This is a genomic window from Sphingomonas kyeonggiensis (assembly GCF_014196745.1).
Taxonomy (GTDB): Bacteria; Pseudomonadota; Alphaproteobacteria; order Sphingomonadales; family Sphingomonadaceae; genus Sphingomonas; species Sphingomonas kyeonggiensis.
The window spans coordinates 231,882-255,060 of sequence record NZ_JACIEH010000002.1; the positions used below are offsets into that span (position 1 = coordinate 231,882).

Below are 23,179 nucleotides of genomic sequence, written 5' to 3' on the forward strand. Positions count from 1 at the left end.
CCGCCGCGGATGACGTTACGGCATCCGCGGATTCCGCGAAACGCATGGTTTTCCGGGGATTTTAGTCGCTTCGAAGTGGCGTTTGCACTATGATGCAAATCATGTCCGGTACCGCGCTTCCTTATGAATTTCCGATCGACGTCGCACAGGACGATATCGACTTCATGGGGCATGTGAACAACGCCTCCTACCTGAAATGGGTACAGGAAGCGGTGATCGCCCATTGGCAGGCGCTGGCGCCGGTCGAGGCGGTGGCCGAGCATCTCTGGGTCGCGCTCAAGCACGAGATCACCTATCGCAAGCCGGCGTTCCTCGAGGACGACGTGGTCGCGACCGTCCTGCTCGAGAAGGTCCAGGGCGCCCGCGCCTTCTACGAGACGGTGATCCGCCGCGGCGGCGAGGTGCTGGCCGAGGTCAAGTCGAGCTGGTGCTGCCTGGACGCCGAAACCCTGCGCCCGGCACGGCTGGCGCGCGACGTGATCGACAGGTTCTTCGTCAAATCTGACGACTGACGGTCCAGAATCTCTTAACCTTTCAAGGTGATAGCGGCGCCATGTACCGCGTTGCGTTCCGTAAAGAGCTGAATCTGCTCGATATCGAGTGGCTCGCCATGTTCGAGCCCGATGCCGTCGGCGACTATGCCCGCAAGCTTCGCGACCAGTTCGATGCCGAGGGTTTCGCGCCGGGCTATCTCCTGCGCATGGACATGCGGCGCAGCGGCGTGCAGGCGCAGGATGCGGTGGCCGCCTTCCGCCGCCACTTTGCCGGCTTCCCGGTGGCCAGCCGCATCGCCATCGTCACCGAAAGCGCGATCGCGCGGATGCAGATCCGCCGCGAGATGACCCAGCCCTATCTGCGTATCTTCGGTCGCGCCGAAAGCGCGCTCACCTGGCTGCTCCGCCGACCCGGCTGAGGCGCACGGTGAACGGGCGCGCCGCTGCGACGGGTTGCGATCGTTCCGCCGTGTGACCGACTTCCCGTCCGGCTATGCTCGCGCGAGCAGGAGGGAACGCCATGGTTCGATCGGTAAAGGCCATCCTTGTCGGCGCGGCGCTGCTCGCGGGCATGCCCGCCCGGGCGCAGGACATGGTCAACGTCTATCTGATGGACGGCGGCGCCTTCAACAACGCGCTGAACGCCAGCACCATCGTCTCACGGACCAAGGCGCTGCTCGGCAACAAGGCCGAGCCCGCGCCCAGGCAACCGACCAGGCCCGCGCCCCGCACCGCGCCGGCACCCACCAGGGCACTGCAATTCACCTCGACGCCTGGGGCAACCGCGATCCCGGCGATGGTCGCCGCATATCCGGCCGGCAAGCGCAGCGAAGTCGCCGCCGTCTTCCGCCAGCTGCTCGGCAGGTTCGGCGGGATCGAACAGATGTTCGGCCAGCCGCACAACGATCTGCCGACCGCGCTCGCGCTCTATGTGGCGACCAGCTACGAGGCGGTCACCGGCGTGGAAGTGAAGCCGGACCAGGCCCGTCCGCTCATCGCGCAGATGCGCAGCCTGCTGCAGGACGGAACCGGCATCGCCGGCGCCTCGGATGCCGAGAAGCAGAAGCTCTACGAGATTTTCGCGATCACCGGCATGTTCACCGCGACCGCGGGGCTCGAACTCAGGCAGAAGCCCGATCCCGTCGCCAGCGCTCGGCTCAAGGCGTCGGGCCGCGCCAACCTCGCACGGCTCGGGCTGGATCCCGATCGCATGCGCTTCGGCGCGGAGGGCCTGTTGAGCCGCTGATCCGCGGCGGCGGCTATTCGGCGAGCGGCAGCAGGATAAGCGTGATCCGGTCGTGGCCGACCGCGATGTCGAGCGTCTGTCCCGCCGCCACGTCGATCGGCTCGGGAAAGCTGTGCAGCACCTGGAGCCAGCCGCCATCGGTGTAGCGATCCGGATGATTGTCGAACGTCACGCCTTCCCACAGATCGATGTGCATCCACTGGACGATGCCGATGGCGCGCCCGCTCGCGGTGACCGGGATCGACAGCCGCGCGAGCGTGGCGTCGTGTTTCTTCTGCGTTAGGTCGAGCCGTACCAGTTCCAGATCGTCCGACAGCCGCTCCCATCCGGTCATCGTGCCGTGGATCGGCAGGCGCTGCGGGGCGAAGGCCGTGAAGGCGGAAAGATCGAACCCGGAGACCGCGCCGACAAAGGCATAGTCGGCCAGGTTCTCGCTCGCCACCAGGCACCCCATCGCGCTCGCCGCACGCGGGATTACGATCGCTTCGGGCGCGAGGAGGCGGCGATGGGCGTCCTCGAACGTGTCGAGCACTTTCTCGGTCAGCAGGTCGCTCGAGAGGATTTCGGAGACCAGGATATCGGCTGGCGCGTCGAGTTCCGCGCCCACGGCGAGCTCGGTCGAAGGCTTGGCATGGACGGTGACGCGATCGGCATAGCCGTTCTGCGCGACGATGTGCTGCGCCATCTCGGCGATCATTGGCTCCATCTCGCACGCCACCACCTTTTGCGCCCCGGCTCGCGCGGCCATCAGCGACAGCAGGCCGCTGCCTGCGCCGATGTCGAGCACGCGTGCATCGGGGCCTGCGACGGCGATCGCCGCCTTGATGGCGTCCTCGAACGCATCGTTGCGCGGCGCGTCGTTCATCATCGGGATGTGCCAGAAGGGCACCGATCCCGAGCCGAGTCGGCGGACCTGATGGCGCAGGTGCAGATTGTCCGGCTGCAGCGCGAGCGCGCGGCGGAAATGCTGGAGCGCCTCGAGGTTGCGGCCGGCATCGGCCAGCACCACGGCCAGATTGCCGATCGCGATCGGATTGTCCGGATCGACGGCGCAGGTGCGCTCCAGCGTCGCGATCGCCTCGGCGGTGCGGCCGAGCCAGTGCAGCGTCAGCCCCTTCTCGTGCAGCGCCACCGCATGATCGGGCTCGATCGCGAGAAGCTGGTCCCAGGCGGCAAGGGCGTCTTCGGGGCGCGTCAGGCGCCCGAGCAGGCCGGCGAGCAACGGCAGCACGTCCGCCGGGCGATAGCCCTGGGCCAGCGCCGCGCGATAGCCGGCTTCGGCGCCTTCGAGCTTCCCCTGCTCGTGCAGGGCCATCGCTTCGGCGAGCGCGGCGCGTGCCTCGGTCAGGGGATCAGTGGAAACCGGATCGGTCACGTCGTTCTTCCTGGAATATCAGTATCGAGGCGTGGCCGTTCGATAGGCCAATCGCCGCTGCCGGTCACATGCCGATCGCGGCGTCGCTGGCCAGCTTGTCGGCGCGCTCATTGTCCGGGTGGCCGGCATGGCCCTTCACCCACACCCATTTCACCTGGTGCGGCTTGGCGGCGGCGAGCAGTTCCTGCCAGAGGTCGGCATTCTTGACCGGCTTCTTGTCCGCGGTCCTCCAGCCGTTCTTCATCCAGCCATGGATCCACTTGGTCAGCCCGTCCATCACGTAGCGGCTGTCGGTGGAGAGGGTGACGCGGCAGGGGCGCGTGAGCGCCTTCAGGCCCTGGATCGCGGCCATCATCTCCATGCGGTTGTTGGTCGTGTGCGCCTCGCCGCCGGAGAGTTCCTTTTCGGTGCTCCCCATCCGTAGCACCACGCCCCAGCCGCCTTTTCCGGGATTGCCCTTGCACGCGCCATCGGTGGCGATTTCGACATGTTGCAGTTCGCTCATGCGAGCGTCTTTAGGCGGCTCCCGAGGTCGTTGTCATAGATTTTCACACGCCGCCAGAAAGCGAGCGGATCCTTGCGCGTGACCAGCGCGTCCGCCGGCGTGTTGAGCCAGTCCCAGGCGCGCGAGAGCGTGAAGCGGATGCAGGCGCCGGTCGCGAGCGTGCCGAATTCGGCACGGTCGAGGTCGCTGAGCGGGAAGCTCTGCGAATAGCCTTCGATCAGTGCGTCGCCGAGCGCAGCGTCATAGGTGCGGCCGCTCGCATCGAACGCCCAGGCGGCATGGGTGATGGCGAGGTCGTAGATCCGGATGTCGGTGCAGGCGAAATAGAAGTCGATCAGCCCGGTCACGCGGTTGCCGAGCATCAGGACATTGTCCGGAAACAGGTCCGCATGGATCGCGCAGCGGTCCATGTGATCCCCCGGCCATGCCGAGCGGACGCCGTCGAGCGCGAAGCCGATATCGTCGTACAGCCCGGGGGCAATCTCGTTCAGGCTGTGGCCGCAGCGCTCGAACAGCGGCTGCCAGGTATCGAAGCCCATCGAATTGGGCCGGTCGAGCGTGAAATCCCCGGCCGCCTTGTGCAGCTTGCCCAGCGCTTCGCCGGCCGCCCGCGCCTGCGCGGCGGTGGGATGCGAGACGGACACGCCCGACAGGAACTGGATCAGGCAGGCCGGCCGACCCTCAAGCTGGTGGATCAGCGTGCCATCGCGGTCCGGCACCGCCGGCGGCACCGGCAGGCCCTTGTCGGCCAGATGCTCGAGCAGCGCCATGAAATAGGGCAGGTCCCCTTCGGCCACGCGCTTCTCGTACAGCGTCAGGATGAAGCGGCTCTTCGTGGTGTCGACCAGGTAGTTGGAATTCTCCACGCCCTCGGCGATGCCCTTGGCCGAGGCCAGCTCGCCGACATCGAACTTCCCCAGAAAGTCCGACAGCGCTTCCGCCGATACCTGTGTGTAGACCGCCACGCTGCCCCCTTATCCCTTCGAACGGGGCGACCCTTCGTCCGGATGCGTCTCGCGCACAACCGCAGTTGTGCTTGGGACGGGCATCAAGCCGCTTCCAGCCCCTTCGGCAGCTTGAAGACGACGTTCTCGGGCACCGTCTCGACTTCGCGCTCGCTCACCTCGAAGCGCTCGGAAAGCTTGTCGACCAGCTCGCGGACCAGCAGCTCGGGGGCCGAGGCACCGGCGCTCACCCCGACGGTGCCGACGCCTTCGAACCACGCCCAGTCGATATCCTCGGCGCGCGGGATCAGATAGGCGGTGGTGCCCTGCCGCTCGGCGACTTCGACCAAGCGAAGCGAGTTGGACGAGTTCTTGCCGCCGATCACCAGCATCAGGTCGACCGAGGAAGCGATCGCCTTCACCGCGCCCTGGCGGTTGGTGGTGGCATAGCAGATGTCGTTCGGCCCGGGCGCCAGGATCGCCGGAAAGCGCCGCTTGAGCACTTCCAGCGTCGCCGCGGTGTCGTCCACCGAAAGCGTGGTCTGGGTCAGGAAGGCGAGGTTGCCGGGATCGGAGACCTGCACCGCCTCGGCATCGGCCGGCGTCTCGACCAGGGTCATCGCGCCTTCGGGCACCTGGCCGAAGGTGCCGATCACCTCCGGATGGCCGGCATGGCCGATGAACAGGATGTGCCGCCCGCCGCTCACCAGCCGCTCCGCCTGGCGGTGCACCTTGGAGACGAGCGGGCAAGTGGCGTCGAGATAGTCGAGGCCGCGCTCCTCCGCCTTGGCCGGCACCGCCTTGGGTACGCCGTGGGCGGAGAACACCACCGGCACGCCGTCGGGCACCTGGTCGAGGTCCTCGACGAAGATCGCGCCCTGCGCCTTCAGGCTGTCGACGACATATTTGTTGTGGACGATCTCGTGCCGCACATAGACGGGGGCGCCGTACTTCTCGATCGCCAGCTCGACGATCCGGATTGCGCGGTCCACGCCTGCGCAGAAGCCACGGGGCGCCGCGATCAGCAGCTCGAGAAAGGGTTTTGCGGTGTCGGCCATAGTTCTGCCGCGGCTCTACGCGATTGCTTGCGCGGGCTCAACGCGGTTCCTATGGTGCGCGCCGCTTTGGACCCCTCTGGTCCCGTGTGTTTGAAAGGGTTTCCGTCTTGGTCCGCAAGCTCGCCGTTGTCGCTCTGATCCCGCTTGCGCTCGGCGCCTGTGCAAAAACCGGCGAGATCGATGCCTCTGGCGGTGGCGCCGGCGTCACTGCCGTCCGCTCGGCCTGCCCGCACGTCGCGATTCCCGCCGGCACCGGCGACATGACGATCTTCAACCCGGCGAACAGCCGCGAGGCGAGCGCGATCGACGTCAACGCGGTGATGACCAACGTCACCTCGACCTGCGACGATGCCGGTCCCCAGGTCGTCACCACGGTCAAGTTCGACGTGCTGGCCCGCCGCCAGAGCGCCGATGGCGCGCGCGACGTCAGCTTCCCCTATTTCATCACCGTCGTCCGCGGCGGCAGCTCGGTGGTCGCCAAGCGGATCAACCGCGTCACCGTGCATTTCGAGCCGGGCCAGCTGCGCGCGCAGACCAGCGGCACCGCCACCACCTATGTCGATCGCAGCGCCGCGACGCTGCCGGAAGACGTCCGCAAGCGGCTCACCGAGAAGCGCAAGGCCGGCGATCAGGCGGCGGCGATGGACCCGCTCGCCGATCCCTCGATCCGCGGCGCGGTGCTCTCGGCGACCTTCGAGGCGCTGATCGGCTTCCAGCTGACCGAGGACCAGCTGAAGTACAACGTCACGCGCTGATTGCGCGCTAGGCAATTGACTCGAAGCGGGGGCGCGGCCAAGGCTGCGCTCCGTCGACAGGCACGCGCGGGAGAGTGTGGGGCAACCCACCGCCGAAGGAGCAACCGCCCCGGAATCTCTCAGGCACAAGGGACCGCGCGTACACGACACTCTGGAAAGCGGACGCGGCCCGGCCACGTCCCACCGAAGGGGTAAGCCAGCATGCTGGCGAAAGCTCTCAGGTTCCGTGACAGAGGGGGCGATGGAATGGCGCGCGAGGATTCCGTGCCGCTCCGTCGAATCCCCTTCGAATCCGGAGTGCCCCGATGAGCCAGCAAATCCAGGACCAGCCCCTCAGCGGCGATCCCGAAGGCGGAGAGGGCGAGATCGAGCTGCACAAGCTCCCGCTCGACCAGTGGCACCGCAACAAGGGCGGCCGCATGGTCCCCTTCGCCGGCTATGAGATGCCGGTCCAGTATGAAGGCATCATGGCCGAGCATGTCTGGGTGCGCGAGCATGCCGGCCTGTTCGATGTCAGCCACATGGGCCAGCTGACCTTCACCGGCGAAGGCGTCGAGGCCGCGCTCGAGGCGCTGATGCCCGCCGACATCCAGGCGGCGAAGTTCTCCCACCCGGTCTATTCGCTGTTGATGGCCGAGAATGGCGGCATCCTCGACGACCTGATGCTGACCCGCCTCAAGGAAGGCGAAGTCTACATGGTCGTCAACGGCGCCTGCAAATGGGACGACATCGCCCATTTCCGCGAGTTCCTGGCCGACGAGATCGGCCTCAACCATATGGAAGACCACGCCCTGCTCGCGCTGCAGGGTCCCGAGGCCGCCGCGGCGCTGGAGCGGGTGATCCCCGGCGTCTCCGCCCTCGTCTTCATGCAGGGTGCCGCTTTCCAGTGGCAGGGTCACGACCTGTGGATCAGCCGCTCGGGCTATACCGGCGAGGACGGATTCGAGATCTCGGTGCCGGTCGAAGGCGCCGAGGCGCTTGCGGACGCGATCACCGCCCAGCCCGAAGTGAAGCCGATCGGCCTCGGCGCCCGCGATTCGCTGCGGCTCGAGGCGGACCTGCCGCTCTACGGCCATGATCTCGATACCGAGACCACGCCGGTTGCAGCTGCCCTGGGCTTCGCGCTCAAGAAGCGCCGCCGCGAGGAAGGCGGCTTCCCCGGCCATGCGCGCATCATGCTCGAGCGCGAGAACGGCCCGATCCTCAAGCGCGTCGGCCTGGTCGTCGAAGGCCGCCAGCCGGTCCGGGAGGGCGGGCTGGTCGTCGACGCCGACGGCAATGAAGTCGGCAAGGTCACCAGCGGCGGCTTCGCGCCGACGCTGCAGAAGCCGATCGCCATGGCCTATGTCCCCGCCGCGCAGGCGGAGCCCGGCACCAAGATCACCCTTGCCCAGCGTGGCAAGATCCATTCGGCGGAGGTCGTGAAGATGCCCTTCGTCGCCCACAAGTACGTCAGAAAGGGAGCCTGATGAGCCGCTATTTCACCGAAGATCATGAGTGGATCGACGTCGACGGCGACACCGCGACGGTCGGTATCACCGAATACGCCCAGAGCCAGCTCGGCGACATCGTGTTCGTCGAAGTGCCCGATGAGGGCAAGGTCGTGAGCAAGGGCGACGACGCCGCCGTGGTCGAGTCGGTCAAGGCCGCGTCCGACGTGTATGCTCCCGTCTCGGGCACCGTCATCGAGGGCAACGAAGCGCTCGCCGACAACCCCGCTCTGGTCAACGAAGACCCCGAAGGCGAAGGCTGGTTCTTCAGGCTGACGCTCGCCGACACCAGCGAGCTCGACAGCCTGATGAACGACAGCGCCTATCAGGACTACGTCTCGAAGCTGTGAGGCACGCTGCGGCCTTGATCCTGCTCCTGGCAACAGGGTGCGGCGCCACCGCGCCGCAGGTCAAGGTCGCGGATATTCTCGCCCAGTGCGACGCCTACAAAGGCAAGCCTGTTCAGGCGATGGGGTATCTCGGCCAGTGCACGGTCATCGAAGGTTGTTCTCTCGCCGCCCACAAAGCGGGGTGGATAGCCTTCGGGCGTGCATGGACGACCTATCAGGAACTAAGCCAGCGACCCGAACTCCATGACACCGCGAAGGCGAGCGAGCGTGTCATGAAATTCATGCCGCTTGGGTTCAAACCGCAAGATGAGGCGGGATACGCATTCGTCCACAAGGCCGAATCGCTGCAAAACAGCTATGTCGTGATGACCGGCACCATCTCCAAGGATGGCTGCACCGGCGTCGCCGACGCCGAGCACAGCTACGGTATCCAGCCCACCGATATCCGCGCCTGGACCGAGTCCGAAGGCGCGCCTGCCACTTCATCGAGAAGGTAAAAATGCGCTACCTGCCCCTTACCCAGCCCGATCGCGAGGCGATGCTCGGCGTCATCGGCGCCAAGTCGATCGACGATCTCTTCGTCGATGTGCCTGCCAGCGCCGTGCTCGACGGTCCGATCCCCGGCCTGCCGATGCATGCCAGCGAGCTCGCCGTCGAACGCCATATGACGAAGCTCGCCGCGAAGAACCTGGCGGCGGGGGCAGCGCCCTTCTTCCTCGGTGCCGGTGCCTATCGCCACCATGTGCCGGCCAGCGTCGATCACATCATCCAGCGCGGCGAGTTCCTCACCGCCTACACGCCCTACCAGCCGGAAATCGCGCAGGGCACGCTGCAGATGATGTTCGAGTTCCAGTCGCAGATCGCGCGGCTGCTCGGCTGCGACGTGGCGAACGCCTCGATGTACGACGGCTCGACCGCGTGCTGGGAAGCCATCACCATGGCCCGCCGCGTCACCAAGCGCGGCAAGGCGATCCTTTCGGGCGGCCTGCACCCGCACTATGTCTCGGTCGCCAACACCATGGCGAAGTTCACCGGCGATCAGCTCGTCACGTCGCTGCCGACGCTGAGCCTGACTCCGGACACCGATGACCTGATCGCCCAGATCGACGACGACACCTCGTGCGTCGTGGTCCAGTATCCCGACATTCTCGGCCGCATCGCCGACCTGTCCAAGCTTGCCGAAGCCGCGCATGCGAAGAAGGCGCTGCTCGTCGCCGTCGTCACCGAGCCGGTGGCGCTGGGCGCGATCAAGGCGCCGGGCGAGATGGGCGCGGACATCGTGGTCGGCGAAGGCCAGTCGCTCGGCGTCGGCCTGCAGTTCGGTGGCCCCTATGTCGGCCTGTTCGCCTGCTCGGAGAAGCTCGTGCGCCAGATGCCGGGCCGGCTCTGTGGCGAGACCGTCGATGCCGAGGGCAAGCGCGGCTATGTGCTGACGCTCAGCACCCGCGAGCAGCATATCCGCCGCGAGAAGGCGACGTCGAACATCTGCACCAGCTCGGTGCTGTGCGCGCTCGCCATGTCGGTGCACATGACGCTGCTCGGCGAGAAGGGCCTGCGCCAGCTCGCCGCGATCAACCACGCCACGGCCTCGGCCGCCGCTGACCGCCTGGCTTCGGTGCCGGGCGTCGAGCTGGTCACCCCGACCTTCTTCAACGAGTTCACGCTCAAGCTGTCGAAGGAAGCGCGCCCGGTCGTGCGCCAGCTTGCCGATCAGGGCATCCTGGCCGGCGTATCGCTCGGCCGCCTCTATCCGGGCGCCGACGCTCTCGCCAACGGCCTGATCGTCGCGGTCACCGAAACCACTACGCAGGAGGACGTCGAGACGCTTGCCTCCGCGCTCCAGGAGGTGCTGGCATGAGCACGATCAACCAGTCCGGCTGGCGCCCCACCACCCCCGAAGCGGGTGAGGCGGGCGACCTCTCGACCTTCACCGGCAACCGCGCGCTGATGCTCGACGAGGCGCTGATCTTCGAGATCGGCTCGTCCGAGACCACCGGCGTCGATTTCGGCGAAGTTCCTGCGGCGCCTTCGCGCCTCGGCGGCCTCGAGCGTAGCGCCGAAATCGGCCTGCCCGGCCTGTCCGAGCCCGAGACGGTGCGCCACTATACCCGCCTGAGCCGCCAGAACTACGCGATCGACCTGGGCCTGTTCCCGCTCGGCTCGTGCACGATGAAGCACAATCCGCGCCTCAACGAGCGCATGGCGCGCCTGCCGGGCTTCGCGGACATCCACCCGCTCGCGCCCGTAGACACGGTGCAGGGCGCGCTGGAGGTCATTGACCAGCTCGCCCACTGGCTGATCACGCTCACCGGCATGCAGGCGGTGGCGATGAGCCCCAAGGCCGGCGCGCATGGCGAGCTCTGCGGCATCCTCGCGATCCGCTCGGCGCTCGACGCGCAGGGCCAGCAGCACCGCAAGATCCTGCTCGTGCCGACCAGCGCACACGGCACCAACCCGGCAACCGCGGCGTTCGCCGGCTTCTCGGTCGAGGACATTCCCGCCACCGAGGACGGCCGCGTCGACCTCGAAGCGCTCAAGGCGCGGCTGGGGCCGGACATCGCCGGCGTGATGATCACCAACCCCAATACCTGCGGCCTGTTCGAGCGCGACATGAAGGCGATCTCGGACGCGGTGCATGCGGCGGGCGGCTATGTCTATTGCGACGGCGCCAACTTCAACGCGATCGTCGGCCGGGTCCGCCCGGGCGATCTCGGCGTCGACGCGATGCACATCAACCTGCACAAGACCTTCTCGACCCCGCATGGCGGCGGCGGCCCGGGCTCGGGCCCGGTCGTGCTGTCGGCGGCGCTGGCGCCCTATGCGCCGCTGCCGTTCGTCGAGAAGCAGGGCGACAAGTTCCACCTCGTCGAGGAGGAAACCGCAGGCGAGCATCATGCCGGCACCTTCGGCCGCATGACCGCGTTCAACGGCCAGATGGGCATGTTCACCCGTGCGCTGACCTATATCCTCAGCCACGGCGCGGACGGCCTGCGCCAGGTCGCCGAGGATTCGGTGCTCAACGCCAACTATATCCTGCGCTCGATGACCGACGTGCTGGAGGCGCCGTTCGCCAAGTACGGCCCGTGCATGCACGAGGCGATCTTCAGCGATAAGGGCCTGCCCGAGGGCCTGTCGACCATCGACATCGCCAAGGGGCTGATCGACGAGGGCTATCACCCGATGACGGTGTATTTCCCGCTCGTCGTCCACGGTGCGATGCTGGTGGAGCCGACCGAGACCGAGTCCAAGGCGGCGCTCGACCAGTTCATCGGCGCGTTCCGCAGCGTGGCTGCCCGCGCCAAGAATGGCGACCCGACGATCAAGACCGCCCCGCACTTCGCCCCGCGCCGCCGCCTCGACGAGACGCTCGCCGCGCGCAAGCCGGTGCTGGCGTGGAAGGGGGCGGTGACGGCGGAAGCTGCGGAGTAACTTGCTCTAGCCCCTCCCCTTTAGGGGAGGGGCGGATCCAAGAGGGGGCTAAACCACAGGCCAAACAGCGGCGATCATTGCGCAAGCAGCCTCAATGTTTGCAATGCGGCGTGCCGAGTTGACTGGTCCGCGAACTACGGCGCGACGAGGAACATCGATTACCATTGAGGTCGGAGCGTGTGGGGTTCCCAAATACGCTAGATACTGGGCGGTATGTAGATGGGCTATCGTAGCAAGGTGGCCATTGGCCTCTGCCCTTCGGTTTTCCGCAGCATCGCCTGGTGTGCCGATGGTGCAACGAATGAATGCCTGTCCCACACGATCATCGGTGCGCCCCCGTGAAAGCGCCACAACGTCAGGAGACACCGAGATTTCTACGCCTGCAATATTCAGTGTCGGTGATGGCAATTGGGGTTCACGGTACTCGGTTCCCCAGAGGTCCAGTTCGTTTGTTGCCCGCTGAAACGCTTCGATGACGTCGATACATCGTTGGGCGTCGTCACGCACCAATGGTCCATGATTGGCATTATCGCGTCGGTCTTCCAGATCCACAATGGATCGAGCGGAGATACGATTTAGGTTGCTGCGATCCCTTAAGCATTCTGCAATTGTGCGACGCGCATGCTGATATTGGATTATAAGTGGCCGATTTGGACCAGGATTTTTCGCTTGTCGTAGAATCCCCATCTGGCCTACGGGCGTCGCGGCGACCAGATAGTCGGCGAGTTGTGACGCTGAAAGGCGTGGTAGAGCGCGAGGGGCGGGAGCACGAGCCATGGATGAGTTCCTAATTGTCGGGACAACGCCAACAGGCACGCAAGTTTATCTATCCGAATTGTCGGGGCGTACTCTAGCCGACAACGGAATTAGCGAAGATCGTAGCGGTCTATATCTATATGAAGCAAGCGACGAGGTAACTGGCTCTGGGATACGAGTGCTTGCATCTCTGCCTTGTTTTGATTCCGCGCTCCGCATGATCGAAGTGCTTGGGCTTCGTCCCGCCGCGGCGTAAGGGAACGGTTAGAGTAGATTATTCTTGGGCTTGAGTAACTCTCCGGTGGCCGTTCGGTGATGGAGGTTAAATCTGTGACCCCCGCCACAACCAATCCCCCGGCAATCCCAGCCGCTCGCTCGCCTTGGCCGGCGGCGCATCCAGCAGCGGCACCCGGTTCGCCACCCGCGCCACCGCGCGCACCAGCTGCCGTTCGAACCGGCGCAGCCGCCATGCCTCCAGCCCTAGCCGGTCGATCAGCGCATCGGGCAGCAGCGACACCGATGCGCGCAGCAGCATCCGCTGGAACGGCCGGGCCACCCGCGGCAGGGCGGGCACCGCGCGCATGATCGCCAGGAACTCGTGGATGATGGGCGAGGGCACCAGCCGCGCGTCCATCTTCGCGAACAGCGCCGCCATCTTCGCCTCGCTCGCCGGCGCACCTGTCGCGCCATAGAGCCGCGCCACCACCGCGCCTTCGGCCAGCGCGCTGTCGCGCTCGCGGTAGCTGAGCGGCTGGGCATAGGCGTGATAGGCGCGGATGAAGCCAAAGGAGGCGGTCGCCTGCACCCAGTCGAGCAGCACCGAATCGTTCGCGCGGTAGGGCGCGCCCTCGCTGGTGACGCCGGTCACCCGCTCGTGCGCCCGTACCACCCCGGCGATCATCGCCTCGGCGCGGCTCCGGGGGCCATAGACGCTCATCATCGCCGCGAGCCCGGTCCGCCGCAACCGGGTCAGCGCATCGGTGCGGAAGCTCGAATGCTGCCACACCCCGTCGCGCACGCCCGGCTCGGCCAACTCGAGGATCACCGCCGCCACGCCGCCGATGAACAGGGTGACGGGATTCTTGAACACCCGCCACGATACTGAGTCCGCCGGCACCAGCGCCGGCTCGCCCCGCGGCACCGCAAAGTCGAAGTCCATGCCGGGTGCCGAGCCCATCATCTCGCCCGCCGCCGCGCCGATCCGGCGGAGCATGGGTCTGGGAAGCGAGAGCGCGGTCATGCCGGGTCAACGCCGATACCCCCGGAACCGTTCAAATGCCGATTGTCCGCGGGCTCGGGACAGCGCAGCCTGCGCGCCAAATCCATTGGGGGATCCGACATGAAGATCATGTTCTTCGCGGCCGCACTCGCCGCCGCTGCCGTCTCGCTGCCCGCGCATGCCCAGGAGGGCGTCACCGTCGGCGAGGTCCGGCTCTTCGCCTTCAACTTCTGCCCGGAGGGCTGGGTGGAGGCCAATGGCCAGCTGATGCCGATCCGCAGCCAGCCGGCGCTCTATGCGCTGTTCGGCAACAGCTATGGCGGCGACGGCGCCAGCAGCTTCGCGGTGCCCGATCTGCGCAAGGTGATTCCGCAGCCGGCGGTCGATAGGGAAAAGCGCCTGCGCTACTGCGTCGCGGTCCGGGGCGACTTTCCCCGGCGCCCCTGAGCGCCGGGCCGGGGTCTCAGATCCAGCCCCCTGAGCGCGTCGCGCTTAAATCCAACGGCGCACGGCTGACTTGTAGCTGAGATAGCGCTCGCCGAACTTCGCGGCGAGATAGGCTTCCTCGCGCTCGATCACTTCGCGCTGGATCACCAGGATCAGCGGGATCAGCAGCAGCAACGTCACCAGGCTGTCCATCCAGATCGTCACGCCGGCATAGGCCAGCGCCATCCCGAAATACATCGGGTTGCGCGACCAGCGATAGACGCCGTCGGTCACCAGCGCGGTCGTGCGCTTCCACGGCTTGGGGTCGGTCCCGGCGGCGCGGAACAGCCCGACGGCGGACAGCATGATCCCCACGCCGAGCAGGGTCGCCAGCGATCCCAGCCCGCGCTCGCTCGCATGGTTGAGCGGCAGGTCGGGGCTGCCCAGCAATTTGCCGAGCGCCAGCCCCACCACCAATGTCCCGATGAAAGCAGCGGCCGGCGCGAATTTCACGCCTGCGCTATCCTGTTCGACGTCCATGAACCCTCCGGGCGTCCTGATGGACCGGCGTGAACGCATGCGCAATCCTCTTGCCTTTGCCACGCAACTCGGCTGGCATATGAAGTGTATTACTTATATAGATCACATGCAAGTTTCCGGGGGAATCCAATGCACGGCCAGCCATTCCATCCAAATCCGCTCTACCAGCTCATCCCGGTCGCGATCATCCTGGTGGTCCTCGCGCTGCGCTTCCGCCGCCTGTCGCGCGAGCGGCCGCTGAAGATCGAGCGGCTGTGGATCGTGCCCGCGCTCTATGTGCTGATCGCCGGTTTCACCTTCTGGCGCATCCCGCCCGCGCCGATGACCTGGGCGATCGCCGCCGCCGCGCTGCTCGCCGGCGCCGCGCTCGGCTGGCAGCGCGGCCGGATGATGCGCATCACGGTCAATCCGGAGACGCACGAGATCTCGCAAAAGGGCTCGCTCGCCGCGATGGCCTTCATCCTCGTGCTCGTCCTGGTCCGCTCGCTCGCCCGCAATGCCGAGACGCTGGGCATCCCCGGCATGCATTTCGACGTGATGGCGATGACCGACGTGCTGATCGCCTTCGCGCTCGGCATGCTGACGATGCAGCGGGTCGAGATGTTCCTGCGCGCCCGCCGGCTGCTCGGGGAGGCGCGGGCGGCATGAAGCGCCACGCCCCTGCCACCGAGCGCAACCGCGATCCGATCGCCGCGGTGCTGGCCGAGGAGCTGCCTGCGCAGGGCACGGTGCTCGAGATCGCCAGCGGCACCGGCGAGCATGTCGCCTTCTTCGCCGGGCGCTTCCCCGCGCTGACCTGGCAGCCGAGCGATCCCGATGGGGATGCGCTCGCCTCGATCGCGGCGTGGAGCGAAGGGCGCGCGAACATCCTGCCGCCGCTGGAGATCGATGCGAGCGCAGGCGATTTTCCGGCGGCGGATGCGATCCTCTGCGTCAACATGGTCCATATCAGCCCCTGGGAAGCGACGCTCGGGCTGCTCGCCGGGGCAGGGGAGGCGCTCGCCCCCGGTGCCCCGCTGATCCTCTACGGCCCCTATCGCCGCGAGGGCGTGGAGACCGCGCCGTCGAACGAGCAGTTCGAGCTGTGGCTCAAGGAAAGGGACCCGCGCTTCGGGCTGCGCTTCGTGGAAGCGGTGACCGAAGCCGCGGCGGCGCAGGGGCTGTCGCTGGAAAGGCTGGTCGAGATGCCGGCGAACAATTTGATGCTGGTGTATCGGCGCCAATAGCCGTCATCCGGACCCGCAACCGTCATCCCGACGAAAGTCGGGATCTCGTGCGGCTCCTTTCCCGCCATCGCCTGAGATTCCGACTTTCGTCGGGATGACGGGAGACGGGGAAGGGGGATTTAAACCGGCTCCATCTCCGCGCTCGTCACTGCCGGCCCCACGCCGCGCTTGCGCTCGCGCCACACGATGTACAGCCCGCTCGCGATGATCACCGGGGCGCCCAGCCAGGTCCAGCCGCTCGGCCACATGCCGAAGATCGCCCAGCCATAGAGCGTGCCCCAGATCAGGCTCGAATAGTCCATCGGCACCACTGCGCTGACGGGCGCGTGGCGCACCGATCCGGTCAGCGCCAGCTGGCCCACCCCGCCGATCAGCCCGATCCCCACCAGGATGCCCCAGGTTGCCGGATCATGCGCCTTGAACTGGAAGGCATAGGGGATCGCCAGCACCGGCACCGAGAGGACCGAGAACCAGAACACCGTCGTGCCCGTGGCCTCGGTCTTGCCGATCTGGCGCAGCAGGATCGCGACGATCGCCACGAACAATGCCGCGAGCAGGCCGACCATCGCGCCGAACAGCGGGATGTGCGCGCTCCACGGCTGGGTGACGATCAGCACGCCGAGGAAACCGACCACCACCGCGCCCCAGCGATGCCAGCCGGTCGGCTCCTTGAGCAGCAGCGCGCCCAGGATCGTCGCGAAGATCGGCACGGTGAACTGGAAGGTCACCGCCTCGGCCAGCGGCAGCAGCAGCACCGCGCCGAAGGTGAAGATCATGCCGGTGAGTCCCACCGCCGTGCGCGAGACGTGTGCGCCGAAGCGCTTGGTGCGGATCGATCCCAGCCCCGGCCCGGCCGCCACCCAGGCGGTTACCAGCGGCACCGCCCAGAGCTGGCGGTGGAACATCGTCTCGACCAGCCCGGCACCGCGCATCTCGGCCAGCTTGATCAGCGCCGACATGGTCGCGAGGCAGGCGACCGCGAACAGCCGCAGCGTTATGCCCTTCAATATCTGATCGTCGCCCACGGATGCGCGTTAGGAGCCATGCCCGGCGCTGGCAATGCGTGGGGTGCTCAGCGCGACTTTTGCGAGACCAGCCAGCCGGTCACCCGGTCGCTGCGTTCGTGCGGCAGTTCGACGATGCCGTTCAGCAGATGCAGGCCGATCGCGCATTGCTGTTCCGGCCGTGCCCGTGCGAGCCTTGCCGGATCGGTCCAGACGTCGAGATCGGCCTGGCTGGCGCCGACACGCCGCATCTCCGTGACCAGCGCGACGGCGTCGGCCTCCGAGACCTCGCCTTTGGGAATCTTGCGGTTGGCGGGATGGTCGCGCCCGCCCGCCGAGGCGGTGATCCATGCCGCCGCCGTCTCGATCAGCCGCTCGGCCGTCCTGGGCGGATAATGGGTGCCGGGCTTCAGCGTGCCCATCACATATTGGCCGCACAGCCGGACATCCTCCTGCTGCATCGTCTCGACCAGCTGGATCTCCATCTGGCGATAGAGGTTCAGGTCGCCATGCGGGGCCTGCACGAACTCGCCCAGGTGGCGATCGGTGACCGCGCCCATCCAGGTGAGGCTCTCGCCGCGGATCTGCTCGCGGGTCGCCCCTTCGCGCACCCGTTTCGAGAGCAGCGCCGTGTAATCGGCGAACTCCCTGGGGTAATTGTCGCGCAGCGCCTCGAAGAAGGGCGCCGCCTTGCGGTCGCGCAGGATCGATTCGGCGATGCCCTCGGGCGATCGCTCCTGCTGCTGCAGCCTGGTGACGAACCACCAGGCGCCGCCAATGCCCAGGGCGGCGAGCAGCAGCACGGCGATCCCGATCGCCAGTCCCGAGCGCGAGACCTCGCGCGGCGCCACATCCCGTTGTTGCATGCCCTGATCCCCCCTTCGGGCAGTAGAGCGGGCCCGTCCCTTCGAATCAAGTCGCCCCCCGGATCGGGCTGGCAATGTAGGATTTGATTTGTCACGACGAAGCTGGGCCGGTCGGGGCTTCGCGCACGCATGGGTGATTCAAGAGATTCAATGAATCGCACAACCAACTGGTTGAACATCGGTGCGCTCGCTTGCGGCGGGCCCGCCACGACTTTAGAGGCACGGCCATGATCAAGCATGCGCTCAACGTCACCCGCGAAGGCGACTTCGCCCAATGGTATCAGACCGTCATCACCGAAGCCGACATGGCCGAGGAGAGCGGCGTGCGCGGCTGCATGGTCATCCGGCCGTGGGGCTATGGCATCTGGGAGCGGATCCAGCGCCTGCTCGACGATCGCATCAAGGCGACCGGCCACGAGAATTGCTATTTCCCGCTGTTCATCCCGCTCTCCTATTTCGAGAAGGAGGCAGAGCATGTCGACGGCTTCGCCAAGGAGATGGCGGTCGTCACCCATCACCGGCTGATCCACAAGGACGGGAAGATGATTCCCGATCCCGAGGCGAAGCTGGAGGAGCCGCTCGTCGTGCGTCCCACCTCGGAGACGGTGATCGGCGCCGCGTTCAGCCGCTGGGTCCAGTCGTGGCGCGACCTGCCGGTGCTGATCAACCAGTGGGCGAACGTCGTCCGCTGGGAGATGCGCACCCGCATGTTCCTGCGCACCGCCGAGTTCCTCTGGCAGGAAGGGCACACTGCCCATGCCAGCGTCGCCGAAGCGCGCGAAGAGACGATGAAGATGCTCGAGGTCTATCGCAGCTTCGCGGAAGAGTGCGTGGCGATGCCCGTGGTCGCCGGCGAGAAGCCCGAGAATGAGCGCTTCCCCGGCGCCGTCTCGACCTACAGCATCGAGGCGATGATGCAGGACGGCAAGGCGCTCCAGGCGGGCACCAGCCACTTCCTCGGCACCACATTCTCCTCGGCGCAGGACATCAAGTTCCAGAACAGCGAGGGCCAGCAGGAACTCGCCCAGACGACCAGCTGGGGCATGTCGACCCGCATGATCGGCGGCCTGATCATGACGCATGGCGATGACGACGGCCTGCGCGTGCCGCCGCGCATCGCCCCCTGGCAGGTGGCGATCGTGCCGATGCTGCGCGACAATGACGAAGACGCCGCGCTGATCGACTATTGCAAGACCATCCAGCAGGCGCTGGCCAAGCAGTACGCGTTTGGCGAGCCGGTGCGTGCGCTGCTCGACCTGCGTGCGATCAAGGCCGTCACCAAGCGCTGGGGCTGGATCAAGAAGGGCTGCCCGATCGTCGTCGAGGTCGGTGGGCGCGACATGGCCGGCGGCAACGTCTCGGTCACCGTCCGCACCGATCTCTACAAGGAAGACGGCAAGCTGAACTCGGCGATCGTCGCGCAGGACGCGTTCCTCGCCGACGCCGTGGGCACGCTGGAGAATGTGCAGAAGGCGCTGTTCGACCAGGCCAAGGCGCGCGCCGACGCCAACATCGTCCGCGACGTGACCGACTTCGCCGGGCTCGAGAGCTATTTCGAGAAGGCCGGCAAGTTCCCCGGCTGGGTCGAAGTGGAATGGGCCAAGCCGAGTGGCGCCGATCTCGACAAGGTGGTCGAGCGGCTGAAGGCGCTCAAGCTCACCTTCCGCAACGTGCCCAATGACGCGGCGCCGGCCACCGGCATCTGCATCTTCACCGGCGCGCCCGCGGTCGAGCGGATCCTGGTCGCGCGGGCTTACTGATGCGCACGCTTTTCGCCTCGCTGCTCTACCAGGAGCCGCTCGGCGACGACGAATTGCTGGAGGCACTGGAAGACTCCTGCCTCCAGCTCGCAGAGGACGACAGCGCCGGCCGTCGCTGGTGTCGCGAGAACCATTATCGCGGCTACACCAGCTATGCCTCGCTCGACGACCTGCCGATCCGCGATCCCAATTTCGCGGACCTCAAGCGCCTGCTCGACAAGCATGTCGCCAAGTTCGCCAAGGCCTGCGCCTTCGATTTGGGGGGCAAGAAGCTCAAGCTCGACAGCCTCTGGGTCAACGTGCTCGATGGCAAGGGCGGGCATGGTGCGCACATCCATCCCCACAGCGTCGTCTCGGGCACGCTCTATGTCGCGCTGCCCAAGGGTTCGCGGGGCCTGAAGCTCGAAGACCCCCGCCTGGCGATGATGATGGCCGCCCCGCCGCGGCTGGAGGATGCGCCCGAGCAGCTGCAGAGCTTCGTCGAGATCGTCCCCGAGCCCGGCACCGTGCTGCTCTGGGAAAGCTGGCTGCGCCACGAGGTCCCGCCCGGTGCGGGCAAGGAGCCGCGGATCAGCATCAGCTTCAACTATCGCTGGGGATGAACGGCCGGCGCGCCTTCCTCGCCGGCGCGCTGTCGCTGCCGCTCGCGGCGAAGGCGGGCGAGGCGTGGGACGCGGTGGTCGATCCCGCCACCGGTACCCTCGGCGCGGCGCTGGCAGCGGCCGAGCGGGCAGGACGGCCGTTCCGCATCCTGCTCAGGCCCGGCATCTTCACCGAGAAGCTCACGGTCCGCGCACCGGGCGTGACGATCCAGGGCTCGCCGGGCACCGTGATCGAGTACGGCACCGCGGCCGGCACGGCAAAGCCCGGCGGCGGTACCTGGGGCACCGGCGGCTCGGGCACGCTGACCATTGTCGCGCCGGACGTGACCCTGCGCGGTCTCACCGTCCGCAACAGCTTCGACTATATCGGTGCCCGGCGCGACGGCTCCGGCAACGGCGCCCAGGCCGTGGCGCTGGCGATCGGTCGCGAGGCAGACCGCACCGTGGTCGATCGCTGCACGCTGCTCGGCTATCAGGACACATTCTACCTCCACACCCGCAGCCTGGTCACCGACACCCGCATCGTAGGCGGGGTGGACTTCATCTTCGGCGGCGCCGCGGCCTGGTTCGAGCGCTGCGAGATCGTCACTCGCTATGTGCCGAACGCCGGGGGCTTCGGTTTCGTCGCCGCGCCGAGCACGCCGGCCGCACAGGAATTCGGCCTGGTCTTTGCCAATTGCCGGCTGGAGCGCGAGGCGGGCGTTCCGGTGAATTCGACCTGGCTCGGCCGTCCCTGGCGCGCCGGCGGCAACATGGCGCTGCTCGGCCAGGCGGCGTTCCTCAACTGCTGGATGGACGCGCACATCCGCCACGAAGGCTGGACCTGGATGGGGTACAAGGGCCCCGAGGGTGACCAGCGCCGCCTGACTCCGCCCGAGGCGCGACTCCGGGAATATGCGAGCAAAGGGCCGGGTGCAGGTCCGATCGGCGAGGATCGCAAACTGCTGACGACGGAACAGGCAAGGCGCTTCACCCGCGCCAATGTGATCGGGTTCTGAGCTCCACCGTCATCCCGGCGAAAGCCGGGATCTCGTGCGGCTCTTGCAATGTAGGATTTGGTCTGTTTCCCTCACCGCGTCCGGCTCTGCCCGGCCGCTCTTTCAACCTGTTGGAAAGATAGGAAAACTGCCGCGCAATATCCTTGCGGGATCGCACCGGTTATCGGGAAGGGGAGGGAGGTCAGGCGCCATGAGGAACTGCCCTGTGCACGACCTTTGCGATCTTTGCCGCGCGCCTCGCCACCACGGCGTAGGATCAGCGGATCACCAGGGTCAGCTGCCGCACCAGGCTGCGCTCGATCGGATCGTCGAACCGGCAGCCGATATGCGTGCCGTCGTTCCACACCACGCTTGCCGGCACGGGCGCGCCGTCCCGCAGGTTGAGCCACACCTTGTCGCCCTCGCCGTGTGGGGCTTCGCAGGCCAGGCGGCAGCCATAGGCCGACAGGTCGTGCAGCATCGCCTCGACCGGCTTGTTGCCCCGCTTGGTGAGCGTCGCCCGCGTCACCAGCACGCGATGACGCGTCGCGGCCCGCTGCTCGACGAGCGCAGGTGTCACGGCCCGATATTGGGAGAATTTGGTCGCCATTCTTTCTCCGCCCCGGCCTACACCCTGCCGCGGACGGTTTAACAAGCACTTAAGGGCCGTTCAGCACCGTCTCCACCTTGGCGGCGAGGTCGGGGCCGGCATGCAGCCCCAGCTTGCTCCGCCGCCACAGCACGTCCTCGGCGGTGCGGGCCCATTCATGGTCGCGCATCCAGCGTATCTCGGTCGCGGTCAGCCCGGCGCCCAGGTCCTCGCCCAGGTCGGTCACCCCGCGGAGCATGTCGGCCAGGCAGCAGCCATAGGCATGCGCCATCCGCTCGGCACGGGCATCGCCGAGGAAGGGCCAGCGCCCCTTGGCCTGGGCGACGAACCTGTCGAAATCGGCGATCGTCCCACCCGGAAAGGCCCGAGCCCGGGTGACCGGCTCGACTTCGGCACCGAGTGCCGGGCCGATCTTCGCCAGCGCCTCCTCGGCCAGTGCGCGTGCCGTGGTGATCTTGCCGCCGAAGATCGAGAGCAAAGGCGGGCCCTTGTCGTCGAGCTCGAGCACATAGTCGCGGGTCACTGCCTGCGCCTTGGCCGCGCCGTCATCGTGCAGTGGCCGCACGCCGGACCAGCTCCAGACGATGTCGGCGGGGGTGATCTGGCGGGAGAAATAGCGGTTCACCGCCGCGCAGAGATAGGTCTTCTCCTCGTCGCTGCACACCGCATCCTCCGGCCGCTCGACCTGGATATCGGTGGTGCCGATCTCCGTGAAGCCGCCTTCATAGGGGATTGCGAAGACGATCCGGCGGTCGGGTTGCTGGAGGATATAGGCATGGTCGCCGTCGAACAGCCTGGGGACGACGATGTGGCTGCCCTTGACCAGCCGGATCTGCGAATGATTAGCGATAGCCAGCGTATCGAGCAGCTTCCGCACCCAGGGGCCGGCCGCGTTGACCAGCCCACGTGCCTCGACGGTTCGCCCGTCGGACAGCTCGGCGCGCCAGCTTCCGCCCTCCCGCCGGGCATTCAGCAGCTCGGTTCGCGTGGCGATCTCGGCACCGTGCGCGGCGGCGTCGACGGCGTTGGCGAGGGTGAGTCGGGCATCGTCGACCCGGCAGTCCGAATAGACGAAGCCGCGATGCGTGCCCGCCAGCGGATCGGTGAAACCCTTGTCCCGGGCGGTCAGGTCGCGGGAGCGGGGCAGGGTGGAATTGCTGCCGATCGCCAGCGCGTCATAGAGGTAGAGGCCCAGCCGGACCATCCACCAGGGGCGCAGCGCATGGGCGTGCGGCAGGACGAAGGTGAGCGGGCGAATCAGGTGCGGGGCGGCTTCCAATAGTCGCTCGCGCTCGTGCAACGCCTCGCGGACAAGCCGGAACTCATAGGTCTCTAGATAGCGCAGCCCGCCATGGATCAGTTTGGTCGAGGCCGAGCTGGTATGGGCGGCCAGATCGTCCTTCTCGACGAGGAGCACCTTGAGGCCGAGCAGCGAGGCTTCGCGGGTGATCGCGCACCCGTTGATCCCGCCGCCGACGATGAGCAGGTCATAAGTCACGGTGTTAAGCTACGGCGTTGGCAGGCGGCTCGCGAGTCCTTATCTTGGG

25 protein-coding genes and 2 riboswitches are annotated in these 23,179 nt (G+C 67.0%); of the genes, 15 read left to right on the forward strand and 10 right to left on the reverse strand.

Annotated elements, in window-relative coordinates:
- The first annotated feature begins 101 nt into the window (after positions 1-101).
- The 3 genes from GGR46_RS10180 to GGR46_RS10190 all read left to right on the forward strand — a co-directional run bounded on the left by GGR46_RS10180 (position 102) and on the right by GGR46_RS10190 (position 1,740).
- On the forward strand, positions 102-512 hold the full coding sequence (locus GGR46_RS10180; RefSeq protein ID WP_246426029.1) for an acyl-CoA thioesterase: 411 nt from the start codon (positions 102-104) through the stop codon (positions 510-512).
- A gap of 41 nt (positions 513-553) precedes the next feature.
- Complete coding sequence (locus GGR46_RS10185) at positions 554-913, forward strand: STAS/SEC14 domain-containing protein (RefSeq protein WP_183997335.1); 360 nt, start codon at positions 554-556, stop codon at positions 911-913.
- A 101-nt stretch (positions 914-1,014) separates the two neighbouring features.
- Positions 1,015-1,740 (forward strand): DUF6683 family protein, encoded by a 726-nt coding sequence (locus GGR46_RS10190; protein WP_183997336.1) that lies wholly within the window; start codon positions 1,015-1,017, stop codon positions 1,738-1,740.
- A 13-nt stretch (positions 1,741-1,753) separates the two neighbouring features.
- Here the strand turns inward: GGR46_RS10190 and GGR46_RS10195 are convergent, their stop codons facing one another.
- The 4 genes from GGR46_RS10195 to ispH form a co-directional block, all read right to left on the reverse strand.
- Positions 1,754-3,115: a class I SAM-dependent methyltransferase gene (locus GGR46_RS10195; RefSeq protein WP_343058104.1), complete on the reverse strand. Its 1,362-nt coding sequence runs from the start codon at positions 3,113-3,115 to the stop codon at positions 1,754-1,756.
- Positions 3,116-3,179: 64 nt separating this feature from the next.
- Positions 3,180-3,620, reverse strand: a complete 441-nt coding sequence (gene rnhA, locus GGR46_RS10200) for a ribonuclease HI (RefSeq protein ID WP_183997337.1) — start codon at positions 3,618-3,620, stop codon at positions 3,180-3,182.
- Positions 3,617-4,585: a homoserine kinase gene (thrB, locus tag GGR46_RS10205; RefSeq protein WP_183997338.1), complete on the reverse strand. Its 969-nt coding sequence runs from the start codon at positions 4,583-4,585 to the stop codon at positions 3,617-3,619. Before thrB ends, rnhA begins: the two co-directional genes overlap by 4 nt.
- A gap of 83 nt (positions 4,586-4,668) precedes the next feature.
- Positions 4,669-5,622 carry a 4-hydroxy-3-methylbut-2-enyl diphosphate reductase gene (gene ispH / locus GGR46_RS10210; RefSeq protein ID WP_183997340.1) on the reverse strand — a complete coding sequence of 318 codons (954 nt, stop codon included), beginning with the start codon at positions 5,620-5,622 and terminating at the stop codon, positions 4,669-4,671.
- A gap of 107 nt (positions 5,623-5,729) precedes the next feature.
- Here ispH and GGR46_RS10215 point away from each other — a divergent pair, with 107 nt between their 5' ends.
- The 6 genes from GGR46_RS10215 to gcvPB all read left to right on the forward strand — a co-directional run bounded on the left by GGR46_RS10215 (position 5,730) and on the right by gcvPB (position 11,646).
- Positions 5,730-6,377 (forward strand): hypothetical protein, encoded by a 648-nt coding sequence (locus GGR46_RS10215; protein WP_183997342.1) that lies wholly within the window; start codon positions 5,730-5,732, stop codon positions 6,375-6,377.
- Positions 6,378-6,434: 57 nt separating this feature from the next.
- A riboswitch (glycine riboswitch) is annotated at positions 6,435-6,523 on the forward strand.
- A 1-nt stretch (position 6,524) separates the two neighbouring features.
- Positions 6,525-6,614, forward strand: a riboswitch (glycine riboswitch).
- Positions 6,615-6,682: 68 nt separating this feature from the next.
- On the forward strand, positions 6,683-7,846 hold the full coding sequence (gcvT, locus tag GGR46_RS10220) for a glycine cleavage system aminomethyltransferase GcvT (protein ID WP_183997344.1): 1,164 nt from the start codon (positions 6,683-6,685) through the stop codon (positions 7,844-7,846).
- Entirely contained in the window at positions 7,846-8,217 is a 372-nt protein-coding gene (gene gcvH / locus GGR46_RS10225; protein WP_183997346.1) for a glycine cleavage system protein GcvH, read from the forward strand. Before gcvT ends, gcvH begins: the two co-directional genes overlap by 1 nt.
- Before the next feature lie 14 nt (positions 8,218-8,231).
- Positions 8,232-8,714, forward strand: coding sequence for a hypothetical protein (locus GGR46_RS10230; RefSeq protein WP_183997348.1), 483 nt, complete (start codon positions 8,232-8,234; stop codon positions 8,712-8,714).
- Positions 8,715-8,716: 2 nt separating this feature from the next.
- On the forward strand, positions 8,717-10,075 hold the full coding sequence (gene gcvPA, locus GGR46_RS10235; protein ID WP_183997350.1) for an aminomethyl-transferring glycine dehydrogenase subunit GcvPA: 1,359 nt from the start codon (positions 8,717-8,719) through the stop codon (positions 10,073-10,075).
- A complete protein-coding gene (gene gcvPB / locus GGR46_RS10240; RefSeq protein WP_183997351.1) occupies positions 10,072-11,646 on the forward strand; it encodes an aminomethyl-transferring glycine dehydrogenase subunit GcvPB in 1,575 nt (524 codons plus the stop codon). Before gcvPA ends, gcvPB begins: the two co-directional genes overlap by 4 nt.
- A 1,078-nt stretch (positions 11,647-12,724) precedes the next feature.
- Here gcvPB and GGR46_RS10250 read toward each other — a convergent pair.
- Positions 12,725-13,642 carry an oxygenase MpaB family protein gene (locus GGR46_RS10250; RefSeq protein WP_221262698.1) on the reverse strand — a complete coding sequence of 306 codons (918 nt, stop codon included), beginning with the start codon at positions 13,640-13,642 and terminating at the stop codon, positions 12,725-12,727.
- A gap of 99 nt (positions 13,643-13,741) precedes the next feature.
- Here GGR46_RS10250 and GGR46_RS10255 point away from each other — a divergent pair, with 99 nt between their 5' ends.
- Positions 13,742-14,068: a phage tail protein gene (locus tag GGR46_RS10255; RefSeq protein WP_183997354.1), complete on the forward strand. Its 327-nt coding sequence runs from the start codon at positions 13,742-13,744 to the stop codon at positions 14,066-14,068.
- 45 nt (positions 14,069-14,113) lie between these two features.
- On the opposite strand, the gene GGR46_RS10260 is transcribed toward GGR46_RS10255, so the two are convergent.
- Positions 14,114-14,587, reverse strand: coding sequence for a methyltransferase family protein (locus GGR46_RS10260; RefSeq protein ID WP_183997355.1), 474 nt, complete (start codon positions 14,585-14,587; stop codon positions 14,114-14,116).
- A 129-nt stretch (positions 14,588-14,716) separates the two neighbouring features.
- Here GGR46_RS10260 and GGR46_RS10265 point away from each other — a divergent pair, with 129 nt between their 5' ends.
- Both GGR46_RS10265 and GGR46_RS10270 read left to right on the forward strand, forming a co-directional pair.
- Positions 14,717-15,235, forward strand: coding sequence for a CcdC protein domain-containing protein (locus GGR46_RS10265; protein WP_183997357.1), 519 nt, complete (start codon positions 14,717-14,719; stop codon positions 15,233-15,235).
- Positions 15,232-15,813, forward strand: a complete 582-nt coding sequence (locus GGR46_RS10270) for a DUF938 domain-containing protein (RefSeq protein ID WP_183997359.1) — start codon at positions 15,232-15,234, stop codon at positions 15,811-15,813. The genes GGR46_RS10265 and GGR46_RS10270 overlap by 4 nt, the downstream gene beginning before the upstream one ends.
- Positions 15,814-15,932: 119 nt before the next feature.
- Here the strand turns inward: GGR46_RS10270 and GGR46_RS10275 are convergent, their stop codons facing one another.
- Positions 15,933-16,838: an EamA family transporter gene (locus tag GGR46_RS10275; RefSeq protein ID WP_183997361.1), complete on the reverse strand. Its 906-nt coding sequence runs from the start codon at positions 16,836-16,838 to the stop codon at positions 15,933-15,935.
- A gap of 47 nt (positions 16,839-16,885) precedes the next feature.
- Entirely contained in the window at positions 16,886-17,683 is a 798-nt protein-coding gene (locus GGR46_RS10280) for a flagellar basal body-associated FliL family protein (RefSeq protein ID WP_183997363.1), read from the reverse strand.
- A gap of 227 nt (positions 17,684-17,910) precedes the next feature.
- Here GGR46_RS10280 and GGR46_RS10285 point away from each other — a divergent pair, with 227 nt between their 5' ends.
- The 3 genes from GGR46_RS10285 to GGR46_RS10295 are packed head-to-tail and all read left to right on the forward strand — an operon-like array spanning position 17,911 to position 21,043.
- The gene (locus GGR46_RS10285; protein ID WP_183997365.1) at positions 17,911-19,443 is read left to right on the forward strand and encodes an aminoacyl--tRNA ligase-related protein; all 1,533 of its coding nucleotides are present in this window, start codon (positions 17,911-17,913) and stop codon (positions 19,441-19,443) included.
- Entirely contained in the window at positions 19,443-20,045 is a 603-nt protein-coding gene (locus GGR46_RS10290) for a TIGR02466 family protein (protein WP_183997367.1), read from the forward strand. Before GGR46_RS10285 ends, GGR46_RS10290 begins: the two co-directional genes overlap by 1 nt.
- Positions 20,042-21,043 (forward strand): pectinesterase family protein, encoded by a 1,002-nt coding sequence (locus tag GGR46_RS10295; protein WP_183997369.1) that lies wholly within the window; start codon positions 20,042-20,044, stop codon positions 21,041-21,043. Before GGR46_RS10290 ends, GGR46_RS10295 begins: the two co-directional genes overlap by 4 nt.
- A gap of 256 nt (positions 21,044-21,299) precedes the next feature.
- Here GGR46_RS10295 and GGR46_RS10300 read toward each other — a convergent pair whose 3' ends face one another.
- Positions 21,300-21,632 carry a PilZ domain-containing protein gene (locus GGR46_RS10300; RefSeq protein WP_183997371.1) on the reverse strand — a complete coding sequence of 111 codons (333 nt, stop codon included), beginning with the start codon at positions 21,630-21,632 and terminating at the stop codon, positions 21,300-21,302.
- A 49-nt stretch (positions 21,633-21,681) separates the two neighbouring features.
- Entirely contained in the window at positions 21,682-23,130 is a 1,449-nt protein-coding gene (gene glpD / locus GGR46_RS10305; RefSeq protein ID WP_183997373.1) for a glycerol-3-phosphate dehydrogenase, read from the reverse strand.
- Positions 23,131-23,179: the final 49 nt, after the last annotated feature.

What these genes read in the sequence shown, in the direction of transcription:
- GGR46_RS10180 (WP_246426029.1), top strand. Translation starts at nt 102, where the DNA reads ATGTCCGGTACCGCGCTTCCTTATGAATTTCCGATCGACGTCGCACAG.
- GGR46_RS10185 (WP_183997335.1), top strand. Translation starts at nt 554, where the DNA reads ATGTACCGCGTTGCGTTCCGTAAAGAGCTGAATCTGCTCGATATCGAG.
- GGR46_RS10190 (WP_183997336.1), top strand. Translation starts at nt 1,015, where the DNA reads ATGGTTCGATCGGTAAAGGCCATCCTTGTCGGCGCGGCGCTGCTCGCG.
- rnhA (WP_183997337.1), bottom strand. Translation starts at nt 3,620, where the DNA reads ATGAGCGAACTGCAACATGTCGAAATCGCCACCGATGGCGCGTGCAAG.
- ispH (WP_183997340.1), bottom strand. Translation starts at nt 5,622, where the DNA reads ATGGCCGACACCGCAAAACCCTTTCTCGAGCTGCTGATCGCGGCGCCC.
- gcvT (WP_183997344.1), top strand. Translation starts at nt 6,683, where the DNA reads ATGAGCCAGCAAATCCAGGACCAGCCCCTCAGCGGCGATCCCGAAGGC.
- gcvH (WP_183997346.1), top strand. Translation starts at nt 7,846, where the DNA reads ATGAGCCGCTATTTCACCGAAGATCATGAGTGGATCGACGTCGACGGC.
- gcvPA (WP_183997350.1), top strand. Translation starts at nt 8,717, where the DNA reads ATGCGCTACCTGCCCCTTACCCAGCCCGATCGCGAGGCGATGCTCGGC.
- gcvPB (WP_183997351.1), top strand. Translation starts at nt 10,072, where the DNA reads ATGAGCACGATCAACCAGTCCGGCTGGCGCCCCACCACCCCCGAAGCG.
- GGR46_RS10250 (WP_221262698.1), bottom strand. Translation starts at nt 13,642, where the DNA reads ATGACCGCGCTCTCGCTTCCCAGACCCATGCTCCGCCGGATCGGCGCG.
- GGR46_RS10255 (WP_183997354.1), top strand. Translation starts at nt 13,742, where the DNA reads ATGAAGATCATGTTCTTCGCGGCCGCACTCGCCGCCGCTGCCGTCTCG.
- GGR46_RS10260 (WP_183997355.1), bottom strand. Translation starts at nt 14,587, where the DNA reads ATGGACGTCGAACAGGATAGCGCAGGCGTGAAATTCGCGCCGGCCGCT.
- GGR46_RS10265 (WP_183997357.1), top strand. Translation starts at nt 14,717, where the DNA reads ATGCACGGCCAGCCATTCCATCCAAATCCGCTCTACCAGCTCATCCCG.
- GGR46_RS10270 (WP_183997359.1), top strand. Translation starts at nt 15,232, where the DNA reads ATGAAGCGCCACGCCCCTGCCACCGAGCGCAACCGCGATCCGATCGCC.
- GGR46_RS10280 (WP_183997363.1), bottom strand. Translation starts at nt 17,683, where the DNA reads ATGCAACAACGGGATGTGGCGCCGCGCGAGGTCTCGCGCTCGGGACTG.
- GGR46_RS10285 (WP_183997365.1), top strand. Translation starts at nt 17,911, where the DNA reads ATGATCAAGCATGCGCTCAACGTCACCCGCGAAGGCGACTTCGCCCAA.
- GGR46_RS10290 (WP_183997367.1), top strand. Translation starts at nt 19,443, where the DNA reads ATGCGCACGCTTTTCGCCTCGCTGCTCTACCAGGAGCCGCTCGGCGAC.
- GGR46_RS10295 (WP_183997369.1), top strand. Translation starts at nt 20,042, where the DNA reads ATGAACGGCCGGCGCGCCTTCCTCGCCGGCGCGCTGTCGCTGCCGCTC.
- GGR46_RS10300 (WP_183997371.1), bottom strand. Translation starts at nt 21,632, where the DNA reads ATGGCGACCAAATTCTCCCAATATCGGGCCGTGACACCTGCGCTCGTC.